We start from the raw sequence: 12388 nt of genomic DNA, 5'->3' as shown, positions 1-12388 counted from the left end.
GGGCGCTCCGTCACGGTGAGGGGCGTCACGGTGCGGGTGCCGGCGGGCGCCTGCCCGGGCGAACCGAACGGAGGCGTGGATGCTGTCTGTTGCCGCTGGGCCACTGCACGGCCGACCGGTGGTGCTGCACAACGCCCAGGAGCCGCACGAGGCGGCCAGCACCATGAAGGTCGCGGTGCTGGCCGCGCTGCACCGCAGCGGACTCGACCTGGACGCCGAGGTGCCGGTGGTGAACCGGTTCGAATCCGCGGTCGGCGGCAGTTTCGCCAACGACCCCGGCTACGACAGCGATCCGGAGCCCTGGCAGCGCATCGGGCAGGGCCGGGCCCCGCTGCGCTGGCTGGCCGAGCGGATGATCACCCACTCGTCGAACCTGGCCACCAACCTCTGCCTGGCCCAGGTCGGCGGGGCGGCGGTCGCCGGGGCCTGGCGGGCGGCCGGTGCGACGCACAGCGCGAGCCCGCGCGGCATCGAGGACGCCCGGGCCCGTGCGGCCGGGGTGCGCAACGAGGTCACCGCGCTGGACCTGCTCCGGCTGGTGCGGTCGCTGGAACCGGAGCCGCTCGGGCTGCTGGAGCGCAACACCTGGCGGGTGGACCTGGCGGCCGGGCTGCCGCCCGGCACCCGGATCGCCTTCAAGAACGGCTGGTTCACCGGCGTGCGGCACAGCGTGGGCCTGGTGCGACCGCCCGACACCGCGCCCTATCTGCTCGCGGTCTGCTACACCGGCCCGCTGGCCTCGGGGGACGCCGAGGGGGACCCGGCCGCCGCCCTGCTGGCGCGCCTGTCCGCCCGGGCCTGGGCGCGGCGCCACGAGCTGGCGGGCGGGCGGCCGTGACCGAGCCGACCTGCTGCTGGGCGCCCGACACCGAACGGATCCACCGACTGCTGGCCGAGGGTGTGCGCGAGCACGTGTACCCCGGCGCGGTCTGGGCGGTGGGGGACGCCGGCGGACGCCTGACGGGCGGCGCGGTGGGCGTGCCGGATCCCCGGCGGCCCGAGCGGCCGATGCGGGCGGACACCCTCTTCGACCTGGCCAGCCTGACCAAGGTCCTCGCCGTCTGGTCCGTCCTCGGCGCCCTGTGGGAGGACGGCCGGCTGCCGCTGGACCAGCCGATCGGGAGCTACTGGCCCGAGCCGGCCGGCCACCCGCTGGGCCGGGTCACCGCCCGCCAACTGCTCACGCACACCGCCGGGGTGCCGCTGCGGACCCAGCTGGAGGCGCTGTACGGACGCGACCCGGCGGCGATCCGCACCGGCGTGCTGCGGGCGGCCCCGCACCGGCCGCCCGGCGAGGCGGTGGAGTACACCGACCGGGCCGCGCTGATCCTCGGCTACCTGGTGGAGCACCTGACCGGCGAGCGGCTGGACCGGCACGTCACCGAGCGGATCTGGGACCCGCTCGGCATGCACGCCACCCGGTTCGGCCCGCTGCCCGCCGCGGCGGCGGCCCGCTGCGCGCCCACCGAGCTGGACCAGGCGAGCGGGGAGCACTGGCAGGGCACCGTGCACGACCCCTCGGCGCGGCTGCTCGGCGGGGTCTGCGGCATCGCCGGGGTCTTCTCGACCGCCGACGACCTCGGCGTCTACCTGCGCCACCTGCTCGCCCCCGGTGCCGGGCGGACCACCGGCGGACGGGCCGGTGCCGACCGGGTCGGCGTCGGCGCGGCCTGGACGGCGGAGTCGTTGCGCGTCCAGACCGGCCGATTGGAGCCGCAGCGCGGGCTGTTCTGGCACCTGGCGCCCGGCACCGGCCCGGCCGAGGGGGTCTGGACGCACTACGGCTTCACCGGCACCGCCCTGTGGCTCGTCCCGGGGCTGGGCCGCTGGGCGGTGCTGCTGACCAACAAGGTGTTCTGGACGCGCGAACGCCAGCCGCTCACCGACATCCGCAACGCCTTCCGCGCGCTGGTCTGTGCCTGACCGGGAGCTGTGCCTGACCCGGTGCTGCGCCTGACCCGCTACTGCGCCGGTGCGGCCACTGCGCCTGACCCGGTGCCGTGGTCAGGCGCAGCGGCCGGCGCGGCGGCGGGCTACTGGTCGTCCGAGTAACTGAGGTCGCCGACCGTCCAACTGCTCACGTCCGCGATGGCGATGCGGTACATGCCGCCGGTGTGCGGCAGCCCGAAGCTGCCCTGCAGGATCCGGGCGAGGTGCAGGTGCAGGTGGGTCGGCTCGCCGGCGGTCCGCTCGGCGACGTGCGTGGTGGCGCTGCCGGGTGCGGTGGGGGCCGCGAAGAGGGCGGCGAAGGGCTTGAGGTGTTCCGAGGTCGCGAGCACCTCGGCCACCCGCTCGCGCCACAGGCTCTCCGGTGCCAGCCGGCCGGTGATGACCGCTCCCGGCACGACCACTGTCATGGGCATCTGATTGCTGCGCTCGGACTCCACCATGGCGGCGATGTCGACCAGCAGACCATCAAGTTTCGACATGGCCGACAGAGTAGTGCCTGCGGCCCTGCCGCGGGCCGGTGCGTCACCAGGTCACCAGCAGGCGGTGGACGCCGTAGATGATCATGTCGTCGCGGAACGGGACCTGCTCCAGCGGCTCGGCCAGGCGCAGGCCGGGGAACCGGGCGAAGAGCGCGCCGAGGGTGATCTGCAGTTCGGCGCGCGCGAGTTGCTGGCCCAGGCACTGGTGCGGTCCGTGGCCGAAGGCCAGGTGCGCGGTCGGCGGGCGGGTGATGTCCAGGTGCTCCGGGTCCGTCAGCGGTTCGCCGGCGCCGGGCAGCCCGAGCCCGAGTCCCGGGTCCCGGTTGGCGGCGGGCAGCGCGACGACCACCTGCTCGCCGGCGCGGATCGACCGACCGCCCACGGTGGTGTCCTGGGTGGCGAGCCGGAGCAGGCCGAACTGGATGATGGTCAGGTGGCGGAGCAGCTCCTCCACCGCGCCCTCGCCCAACTCGGGCTGCGCGCGCAGGGCGGCGAGCTGCCCGGGGTGCTGGAGCAGGGCGAGCGTGCCGAGCGAGATCATGTTGGCGGTGGTCTCGTGGCCGGCGATCAGCAGCAGCGAGCCGAGCACGGTGAGGGCCTGGTCGTTCAGCGGGCCCTCGGGATCGGCGTCGGCCTCCGCGACCAGCGTGCTGAGCAGGTCGGCGCCGGGGTCCAGCCGCTTGGCGGCGACCAGTTCGGACAGGAAGGCGCCCAGCTCCAGCCGGGCCTGCACGGACTGCTCCGGTGTGACGTCGATGGTCAGCAGCTGCCCGGCCAGGCGCTGGAAGGTGGCGCGGTCCTCGTAGCGCACCCCGAGCAGCTCGCAGATGACCAGCGAGGTGACCGGGAGCGCGAGTTCGGCCACCAGGTCGACCGGTGCCCCGCCGCCGGCCGCGGCCGCGCGCTCCATCGCGGCCAGGTGCTCCTCGACGATCCGCTCGATCCGCGGCCGCAGCTGCTGCACCCGCCGGACGGTGAACGCCCGCATCACCGGTCGCCGGTAGCGCCGGTGCTCGGCGCCGTCCAGGCGCAGCAGCGCTCCCGGCAGCGCCTGCTCGGGCAGCGGGACGAGGGTCCGGCGCACGTGCGGGGAGCCGGTGCTGAGCCGGGAGCTGAAGGCGGGGTCGGCCAGCACCGCCCGGGCGTCGGCCCAGCGGGTGACCAGCCAGCCGGAGCCGCCGCTGGGGAAGGCGATCCGGCTGACCGGCTGCTCCTCGCGCAGTCGCGCGTACGCGGGGTCGGGGTCGAACGGGCAGCCGCGCCGGCGGGGGAGCGACGGAAGATCTGATGGTTCGTCAGACAGGGCCGGACCGGCCTGGGTTGGCTGCGTCATACGGTCCACCATAGAGAAAGTGGCAGAACTGTCAATATTTATCCCACGGCCTTCGGCCCGGCCCCCGGGCGGCTCCCGGCCCGGCCCGGTGAAGCGGCGGGCACGAACGGTACGGTGACCTGGTCTGCGGCGGGGCGCGCGGGGGTACCAGGACCTGCCCCGCACGGGAACGACGAGGGGAGCCAGGGAAATGCGGTACATCATCATCGGCGCCGGCGCGATCGGCGGCACCATCGGCGGGCGGCTGCACGAGAGCGGGCACCAGGTGGTCCTGGTGGCGCGCGGCAGCCAGTACCAGGCCCTGCACGAGCAGGGATTGGCGCTGACCACCCCCGACCTGGGCACCCGGGTGCTCCCGGTGCCGGTGGCCCAGGGGCCGCAGGGGGTCGAACTCGCGCCGGAGGACGTGCTGGTGCTCGCGGTCAAGACGCAGGACACCGAGGCGGCGCTGGTCGCCTGGGCGGACCGTCCGGTCGCCGGCGGCGGCACGGCGGGCGAGCGGCTGCCGCTGGTCATCGCGCAGAACGGGGTGGAGAACGAGCGCCTGGCGCTGCGCCGTTTCGCCCGGGTGTACGGCATGTGCGTGCTGCTGCCGGCCAGTTACCTGGCGGCCGGCTCGATCACCGCCCCCTGCACCCCGTACACCGGGATGCTCACCCTGGGCCACTACCCGCCGCGCGCCGAGGCGGACGGGACGCTGCGTGCGATCGGCGAGGACCTGGTGAAGGCCGGCTTCCTCGCGCCGCTGGCCCCCGACGTCATGTACTGGAAGTACGGCAAGCTGGTCACCAACCTGGTCACCACCGTCGAGGCGCTCTGCGGCACGGGCGGCGACCCGGCCGCCCAGCGGGTGGCCCGGGAGGCGGTGGCGGAGGCGGACCGGGTGCTGGACGCCGCCGGGATCGCACGGGCGGACGCCGCCGAGATGGCGGACATGCGCACCGGCAAGGTGGAGAAGCCGCCGGTCTCGGGGGCGGCGACCGGCGGCTCCTCCTGGCAGAGCCTGGCCCGCGGCACCGGCTCGATCGAGGCCGACCATCTGAACGGCGAGATGGTGCTGCTCGGGCGGCTGCACGGGGTGCCGGTGCCGGTCAACGAGGCGCTCCAGCGGCTGGCGAACGCGAGCGCGCGCGAGCGCCGGGCCCCGGGCAGCCTGACCGGCGAGGAGCTGGCCGCCGCGGTCGGCCTGGTCTGAGCGCACCGGGGTCGCTGCCGCCCAGGGCCGCTCTTTCGGATCTTGCCGGGCGCGCAAGATCCGAAAGAGAGGCCCTAGCGGCGTGCCAGCGGCAGCGGCCCCGGGCCCTTGACGAGCCGCATGGTCGGCGCGGTCTCCAACTGCCGCACCGCGGGCAGCGAGGCGATCCTGGTGGTCAGGTAGGTGTAGAGGGCCTGCGCGTCCCGGGTCAGGACGACCGCGTGCAGGTTGGTCGCCCCGGTGGTCGCGCAGGCGTAGGCCACCTCCGGGTGTTCGGCCAGCGCCGTGCCGGTGGCGGCCAGCTCGGCCGGCGCCACCGAGAGCCAGAGCATGGTCTGGGCCCGCACGCCGAAGAGCCGCCAGTGCACCTCCAGGTCGTAGTAGAGCACCCCGCAGGCCTCCAGCTCCTCCAGCCGGCGGCGCACCGTGCTGAGCGACCAGCCGGTGGCGGCGGCGAGTTCGGCCGGCGGGGTGCGCCCGTCCACGGCCAGTGCGTCGAGCAGCCGCCGGTCGGCCGCGTCGAGCACCGGGGGCGGTCCGCTCGGCGGTCCGGTGGGCACGGTGGCGGCGGCGGGCAGTGGGCCCAGCGCCGCCACCTGCTCGGCGCTGAGCGTGTCGGTCTTCATCACCATGCTCATCGCGCCGCCGAAGAAGGTGTGCAGCACGCAGTGCGCGGTGACGCCGACCACGCTCGGGGTGCGCGGCAGCCGCTGGAGCAGCAGCGAGTGGTCGGCCTGGTCGGGGTGGGCGCGGGTGGAGCAGTTGATCTCGGTGCCGCCCGAACTGAGCGTGACCCAGGAGGTGTCGTTGCGCCGGGCCAGTGCCTCGGCCACCGAGGAGGCCGCGTCGGGGGTGCACTGCACCCGCACGTGCCAGCGCACCTCGCCCAGCGCCTCGGGGTGGGTCAGGCCCAGGACCCGGATCCGGCCGCTGCCGCGCAGCCGGGTGTAGCGGCGGGCCACGGTCTGGTCGGAGACGCCGAGCACGGCCGCGATCCGGCTGAAGGGCGCTCGGGCGTTGAGCTGGAGGGCGTGGACCAGCTCGCGGTCGATTCTGTCGAAGGTGTCGGAATCCACCGCTCCAGCGTAGGTGATGTCGAAATCCACCGGGGCTGGTCCGCCGGCTGAGGAAACCCCGCCTCGACGGCGCAGGGTGGGCACCGATCGACATCGTCCGGGCCGCCGGCGGGTGGCAGACCCGCCAGTGGCCCTCTGCTCTGACCGGAGAGAACACCGTGCGCAAGTGGATACCGTTGGCAGCCATCTGCCTGGGCGCCTTCATGCTGCTCGTCGACGTCAGCATCGTGAACGTGGCCCTGCCGAAGATGTCCGTCGACCTGCACTCCTCCTTCACCTCCCTGCAGTGGGTGGTGGACATCTACGCGCTGACCCTGGCCGCGCTGCTGATGGCGCTGGGCTCGCTCGGCGACCGGCTCGGCCACCGGCGGCTCTACCTCGGCGGCCTGGTGCTCTTCGCCGTCGCCTCGCTGACCTGCGCGCTGGCGCCCGACGCGGCCACCCTGATCGCCTCCCGCGCGGCCCAGGGCATCGGCGGCGCCGCGATGATGACCTCCACCACCGCCCTGCTGAACGGCGCCTACCAGGGCCGTGACCGCGGCACCGCGTTCGCCGTCTGGGGTGCCGTGAACGGCGCGGCGGCCGCGGTCGGCCCGGTGCTCGGCGGCCTGCTCACCGACCAGTTCGGCTGGCGCGCGATCTTCATGGTCAACGTGCCGGTCGCGGTCCTCGCGCTGGCGATGACCCTCGGCTACCTCAAGGGCGGCTCGGGCGTGACCCGCGGCCGGATCGACCTGGCCGGTGCGCTGAGCTTCACCGTCTTCGCCGGCTCGCTCGTCTACGGGCTGATCGAGAGCGGCGACAAGGGCTGGGGCAGCGTGCAGGTGCTCGGCCCGCTCGCCCTCGGCGTCCTCGCGCTGGTGGTCTTCGCGGTGGCCGAGCTGCGCGCCGGGCACCCGCTGCTGGACCTGGCGCTGCTGCGCAACCGCACCTTCCTGGGGCTGACGGTGGGCGGCCTGCTGCTCAACGCCGCTGCCTTCGCCCAGCTCACCTACGTCTCGATCTGGCTGCAGCAGGCGCTGGACCTGACACCGCTCAACGCGGGCCTGGCCGTCTGCCCGCTGGCACTGGCCTCCTTCGCGGTGTCGCTGGCCACCGGCAAGGCGGTGCACCGGCTCGCGCCGCAGCTGCCGATCGGCGTCGGCCTGCTGCTGATCGGCGGCGGCACGCTGCTGCTCGGCCTGGTCTCGGCCGGCTCCAACTGGACGGCCCTGCTGCCCGGTCTGCTGGTCAGCGGGGTGGGCGTGGGCCTGGCCACCCCGCAGCTGATGTCCACTGCGCTGGCCTCGGTGCCGCGCGAGCGGGCCGGGATGGCCAGCGGCGCGGTCAACACCGGTCGCCAGCTGGGCTATGCGCTCGGCATCGCGCTGCTCGGCACGGTGTTCCAGGACCGGGTGCGGCAGTTCACCGGGCACGCCGCCGGCCGCCCCGACCTGCACGCGGCCTTCGCGGCCGGGCTGGACCGGGTCTTCCTGGTGGCGGGCTGCGCCGGTCTGGTGGCCGGGGTGCTGGTGCTGGCGCTGGTGCGCCGCCCGGCACCGGTCCCCGGCGCCTGGGCGCCCGGCCAGGCCGCGGCGGCCCCGGCGGAGGCGGCCCCCGCGGTTGCGGCTGCGACTGCGGCGAAGGCCTGACACCGAGGCCGGCCCCGCGCCGCCCGTCCCGGATCACCGATCCGCGGCGGGCGGCGCTGCTGTTCGGGCCGACCGGCCCTCGTGCGGCGCTCCCTCACACCTGCGGCACCGGTTGCGCCAGCCCGTGCCGGGCCAGCTCGGCCCGCCAGGCGGCCGCCTGCTCCGCCTCGTCCGCCGCCGGGGACCAGAGCCGCACCAGCGTGTCGTCGGCCAGTTCGTGCATCCGCCCCGCCAGGTCGCGCAGCATCCAGTGGGTGGCGCCCTTGCGGCGGACCGGTCGGCCCAGCACCGGGCCTGACGGTGTGTCAATGTGCCAGACCAGGGCACAGCCGAGCTGGGCGAGCGCCGGATCGCCCAGGTGGTCGGCCTGCCACCGGGCCGCCGGTGTGCCGGGGTCGGCGTGCAGGCGCTCGGCCAACATGCCGCGGTAGGTCACCAGTTGGGTGCGCAGCTCGGCGAGCCGGGTGCGCAGCGCGGCGTACCGGGCGGGGTGCCGCTCGCGCACCTGGGAGGGGACGCCGCTCAGCAGCCGGCCCGCCTGGTTGCGGAACCGCAGCTCCACCGTGCCCTTGGCGCCGATCACGAAGGAGGCCGTGTACGGGCCGACCGGCACCCGCAGCGCCGTCGGGTCGGCACCCGCGGGCAGGTCGCGGACCGCGGCGAGCTCCTCGCGGGCCAGCCTGGTGGCGGCCGGCGAGTTGCCCGCCAACAGCCGGCGGTGCGCTCCGGCGCCCGGCTCCCCGGCGAGCGCGGCCAGGGCCGCCATCCCGGAGCGGACGAAGTGCGAGGCGGCCGGCCGCAGGTCGCCGAGCGCGGCGCGCCCGTGGTGCTCCAGGGCGCGGCTGAGCTGGTGGAGCGCCTTGGTGTCCTCGGTGACCACCGCGACCCAGGCCAGCGCGGCCAGCACGTGGGCACTGCGCTCACCGAGTTCTCCCGGGTGCGGCTGACCGGCGGGCCGGCAGTCGGCCGGCCCGCCGCGCCCGGCCGCCAGCAGGATCCGCAGCGGCTGCCGCAGGTCCGGCGTGAGCTCGGACAACTCCTTGGCCCGGCCCAGCCATTGATAGCCGGGCCGCAGCTCGGTGGTCTGCGCGCACAGCTCCAGCAGCCGCAGCGCGGGCTCCTCGTACAGCCGGGCGCCGAGCCCGCAGCGGGCCGAGCGGGCGAACAGCTCGTCCCCGGCGCCCAGGTCCGGGCCCCAGGGCAGCAGCGGGTCGGGGTCGAACGGGGTGGACACCAGCGCGCGCAGCCGCTCGGCGAAGGCCGCCTGCTCGGCGGTGGGCCGGCCGTCCGGCGTGCCGAGGTCGGCCCGGCAGCCGGACCGGGCGGCGAGCAGGGTGCGCAGGTACGGCTGGAACGGCTCGCGCTCGGGCGGGTCCAGTTCCGCGCAGGCGGCCAGCGGCAGCTCCAGGCTGCGCTCGGCGGTCACCCAGTCGGTGGCCCCCGGGCGGACCGGGTCCACCCCCAGCAGGGCGGTGGCGAACAGCTGGTGGACCTCCGCCGGCCGCCAGCCGCAGTGCGTCGCGCACAGCACCGCGCCCGCCGCCCACTCGTGGTCCCGCGCCAGCAGGCCGCTGCGCTCCTGCTGGAGCCGCAGCGCGATGGCCCGCAGGGTCTCGGCGGGCAGTCCGGCGAGCAGGGCGGCGGTGTGCGGCGCGGGCCGCTGCTGCCCCGGTCGGCCGGGATCCGGCCGGGAGCGCCCGTCGGCCGCGCCGGCCCTGGCCAGCGCCCGGCCCAGCTCGCGCGGCTCGAACGGCTCGCCGCCTCCGTCGCCCCACGTCCGTGGGAACTCCCGGCCCTGACCGAACCGATGCCACCACCGAAGCACGATCCTCACCCCCGTCGTCGTTCGCAGTCCTACCGCACTCGCCCCTGCCCGACCACGCCGGGTGGCACCCGTGGCAGTGCGCCGACCGCCGCCGCACCGGTCGAACAGGTACAGACCTGTTCGACCGAGCGAGGTCCATTGCCGGACGAACTCGGACGTTTGGGCCGGTCGGATGGTTCATCAGATTGCAGATTGGTACAGACCTGTTGACCCGGCCGGTGGACTGGGCATACGTTCTGCGCCAATCCGCGGAACCAGATCAGGCGACTGCGCCCCGCCCTGACCCAGGTACACCTCCCCCACACGGCGTCCGGTGCCCTTCGGCCGGGCGTGACTCCCTGGAGCGACCATGCCCGAACGCAGCCCCGCCGCGCGGCCGGCCGAGCGGCCCCAGACCGCCCGGCGCCCGTTCAGAAGCGCCACCGTGCTCGCCACCGCCACCGCCCTGGTGGCCGGCGCGGCCGGTCTGGCCGCCCTGGCCGGCGGTTCCGCCTCGGCCGCGAGCGCCAACCTGCTGGCCAACGGCGACTTCGAGACCGGCACGCTGTCCGGCTGGACCTGTTCCAGCGGCCTCGGCAGCATCACCACCACCTCCCCGCACGGCGGCAGCTACGCGCTGGCGGGCGCCGCCTCCGCCGCGGACACCGCGCAGTGCGCGCAGACCGTGACGGTCACCCCGAACACCGCCTACAACCTGACCGGTTGGCTGAAGGGCAGCTACGCCTACCTCGGCGTGACCGGCACCGGCACCACCGACACCAGCACCTGGACCTCCTCCAGTGCCGCCTGGGCCGACCTCAACACCGCCTTCACCACCGGTGCTTCGACCACCTCGGTGACGGTCTGGGTGCACGGCTGGTACGGCCAGGGGACGTACTACGCGGACGACCTGGCGCTCACCGGCCCGGCGGGCAGCACCGCTTCGCCGAGCCAGAGCACCTCGCCGAGCCAGAGCGCGAGCCCGTCGCAGAGCGCTTCGCCGAGCCAGAGCGCCTCGCCGTCGCAGAGCGCGAGCCCGTCGCAGAGCGCCTCGCCGAGCCAGAGCGCCTCGCCGTCGCATAGCGCGAGCCCCACCCAGAGCGCCTCGCCCACCGCGAGCCCCACCGCCGGCCCCGGCACCGGCACCGCGCCCGGCGGCGACGGCCTGGTCAGCACCCCCACCGGGGTCACCGCCGCCGTCAGCAACAACACCGTCACGCTGAACTGGTCCGCCGCCGCCGACGGCGGCCAGAACGGCAACGTCCCGGCGTACTACGTCTATTCGGGCGGCAACCTGGTCGCCACCTCGATGGGCACCTCGGTCACCGTCAGCTCGCTGCTGCCGAACACCGCCTACACCTTCACCGTCCAGGGCTACGACGTGGCGGGGCACAGCAGCGCCCAGTCCGCCCCGGTCGCCGTCACCACCGGCGCCCAGCCCACCGGCGCGGTGAAGTCCGCGTACTTCTCGCAGTGGGGCATCTACGGCAACCAGTACTACCCGAGCACGGTGGCGGCCAGCGGCGCGGCCTCCGGCCTGAACGTGATGATCTACGCGTTCGAGAACATCGACCCGACCAACCAGACCTGCTTCGAGACCATCAAGGCCGCCGACACCAACGACAGCGACCCGAACGCGGGTGACGGTGCGGGCGACGCCTTCGCGGACTACCAGAAGTCCTACACCTCGGCCAACAGCGTGGACGGCGGCAACGACGCCTGGAGCCAGCCGATCAAGGGCAACTTCAACCAGCTGCGCGAGCTGAAGGCCAAGTACCCGAACCTGCGCTTCACGCTCTCGCTGGGCGGCTGGACCTACTCGAAGTACTTCTCCGACGTGGCCGCCACCGACGCCTCGCGCAAGAAGTTCGTCTCCTCCTGCATCAACATGTTCATCAAGGGCAACCTGCCCACCGGCGTCTCCGGCGACGCCTCCGGCGGCACCGGCTCGGCCGCGGGCATCTTCGACGGCATCGACATCGACTGGGAGTACCCGGCCTCTTCCGGCGGCCACGCGGGCAACCACTACTCGGCCGCCGACACCGCCGACTACACCGCGCTGCTCGCCGAGTTCCGCAACGAGCTGGACGCCTACGGCAGCAGCATCGGCAAGCACTTCCTGCTCACCGCGGCGCTGCCGAGCGGCCAGGACAAGATCACCAACGTCCAGACCGACCAGATCGGCAAGTACCTGGACTACGGCAACATCATGAGCTACGACATGCACGGTGCCTGGGACGCGACCGGTCCCACCAACCTGCAGGACCCGCTCTACAACAGCCCGGGCGACCCGAGCACCCCGATCGCCCCCGGCACCGAGAAGTACACCGTCGACAACGCGGTGAACGCCTTCATCAACGGTGACCCGGCGTACGGGATCAAGGGCGGCTTCCCGGCCTCGAAGCTGGTGCTGGGCGTGCCGTTCTACTTCCGCGGCTGGACCGGCGTGCCGGCCGGCAGCACCAACGGCCTCTACCAGAGCGCCACCGGCCCGTCCGCCGCGCAGAGCACCAGCCAGGCGGCCGGCGTGGCCTTCTGGAAGGAGCTGGTGGCCACCGGCAAGACCACCGCGGCCAACGTGCACTGGGACCCGGTCACGCAGAGCTCGTGGATCTACGACGGCACCAACCTCTACACCGGTGACACCCCGCAGGCCATCACCGCCCGCGGCGCGTACGCCACCAGCAAGGGCCTGGGCGGAATCTTCGCCTACTCGCTGGAGGCTGACGACCCGTCGGGCAGCCTGGTCAAGGCGATGACCGGCAGCATGAAGTAGCAGCCCGTCCCGAACGGTCCCGGCGGCCCCCGGAGCGCACCGCGCACCGGGGGCCGTCAGGTGTTCGACCGGCCATCACGACCTGCTAATCTCAGCCGATTTCACCGCGGCACGAGGCGGTGGACAGACGGGGAAGAGGAACGG

At 74.4% G+C, this 12388-nt stretch carries 9 protein-coding genes; 5 read left to right on the top strand and 4 right to left on the bottom strand.

Annotation, left to right across the window (positions count from 1 at the left end; translation table 11 throughout):
• Positions 1 to 79 precede the first annotated feature (79 nt).
• Both OG294_RS19815 and OG294_RS19810 read left to right on the top strand, forming a co-directional pair.
• Positions 80 to 838, top strand: coding sequence for a serine hydrolase (locus OG294_RS19815; RefSeq protein WP_327067846.1), 759 nt, complete (start codon positions 80 to 82; stop codon positions 836 to 838).
• Positions 835 to 1923, top strand: coding sequence for a serine hydrolase domain-containing protein (locus OG294_RS19810; protein WP_327067845.1), 1089 nt, complete (start codon positions 835 to 837; stop codon positions 1921 to 1923). Before OG294_RS19815 ends, OG294_RS19810 begins: the two co-directional genes overlap by 4 nt.
• A gap of 110 nt (positions 1924 to 2033) precedes the next feature.
• On the opposite strand, the gene OG294_RS19805 is transcribed toward OG294_RS19810, so the two are convergent.
• Positions 2034 to 2429 carry a hypothetical protein gene (locus tag OG294_RS19805; RefSeq protein WP_327067844.1) on the bottom strand — a complete coding sequence of 132 codons (396 nt, stop codon included), beginning with the start codon at positions 2427 to 2429 and terminating at the stop codon, positions 2034 to 2036.
• Between the two features lie 43 nt (positions 2430 to 2472).
• Positions 2473 to 3762 carry a cytochrome P450 gene (locus tag OG294_RS19800; RefSeq protein ID WP_327067843.1) on the bottom strand — a complete coding sequence of 430 codons (1290 nt, stop codon included), beginning with the start codon at positions 3760 to 3762 and terminating at the stop codon, positions 2473 to 2475.
• A gap of 190 nt (positions 3763 to 3952) precedes the next feature.
• Here OG294_RS19800 and OG294_RS19795 point away from each other — a divergent pair, with 190 nt between their 5' ends.
• Positions 3953 to 4957 (top strand): ketopantoate reductase family protein, encoded by a 1005-nt coding sequence (locus OG294_RS19795; protein ID WP_327067842.1) that lies wholly within the window; start codon positions 3953 to 3955, stop codon positions 4955 to 4957.
• Between the two features lie 74 nt (positions 4958 to 5031).
• Here the strand turns inward: OG294_RS19795 and OG294_RS19790 are convergent, their stop codons facing one another.
• Positions 5032 to 6033, bottom strand: a complete 1002-nt coding sequence (locus tag OG294_RS19790; protein WP_327067841.1) for an Lrp/AsnC family transcriptional regulator — start codon at positions 6031 to 6033, stop codon at positions 5032 to 5034.
• 158 nt (positions 6034 to 6191) lie between these two features.
• Between OG294_RS19790 and OG294_RS19785 the strand changes: the two genes are divergently transcribed.
• Positions 6192 to 7664, top strand: coding sequence for an MFS transporter (locus tag OG294_RS19785; protein ID WP_327067840.1), 1473 nt, complete (start codon positions 6192 to 6194; stop codon positions 7662 to 7664).
• A gap of 94 nt (positions 7665 to 7758) precedes the next feature.
• On the opposite strand, the gene OG294_RS19780 is transcribed toward OG294_RS19785, so the two are convergent.
• The gene (locus OG294_RS19780; protein WP_327067839.1) at positions 7759 to 9498 is read right to left on the bottom strand and encodes a DUF4132 domain-containing protein; all 1740 of its coding nucleotides are present in this window, start codon (positions 9496 to 9498) and stop codon (positions 7759 to 7761) included.
• Positions 9499 to 9838: 340 nt separating this feature from the next.
• On the opposite strand from OG294_RS19780, the gene OG294_RS19775 reads away from it, so the two are divergent.
• Entirely contained in the window at positions 9839 to 12244 is a 2406-nt protein-coding gene (locus tag OG294_RS19775; RefSeq protein ID WP_327067838.1) for a glycosyl hydrolase family 18 protein, read from the top strand.
• Positions 12245 to 12388 lie beyond the last annotated feature (144 nt).

The sequence above is a fragment of the Kitasatospora sp. NBC_01302 genome (genome assembly GCF_035976515.1).
Lineage (GTDB): Bacteria > Actinomycetota > Actinomycetes > Streptomycetales > Streptomycetaceae > Kitasatospora.
This window is presented reverse-complemented; position numbering and strand designations above follow the sequence as displayed.

Bases quoted from the DNA above. Each gene is read 5' to 3' on its own strand.
- OG294_RS19815 (WP_327067846.1), top strand. From the start codon at position 80: ATGCTGTCTGTTGCCGCTGGGCCACTGCACGGCCGACCGGTGGTGCTG.
- OG294_RS19805 (WP_327067844.1), bottom strand. From the start codon at position 2,429: ATGTCGAAACTTGATGGTCTGCTGGTCGACATCGCCGCCATGGTGGAG.
- OG294_RS19800 (WP_327067843.1), bottom strand. From the start codon at position 3,762: ATGACGCAGCCAACCCAGGCCGGTCCGGCCCTGTCTGACGAACCATCA.
- OG294_RS19795 (WP_327067842.1), top strand. From the start codon at position 3,953: ATGCGGTACATCATCATCGGCGCCGGCGCGATCGGCGGCACCATCGGC.
- OG294_RS19775 (WP_327067838.1), top strand. From the start codon at position 9,839: ATGCCCGAACGCAGCCCCGCCGCGCGGCCGGCCGAGCGGCCCCAGACC.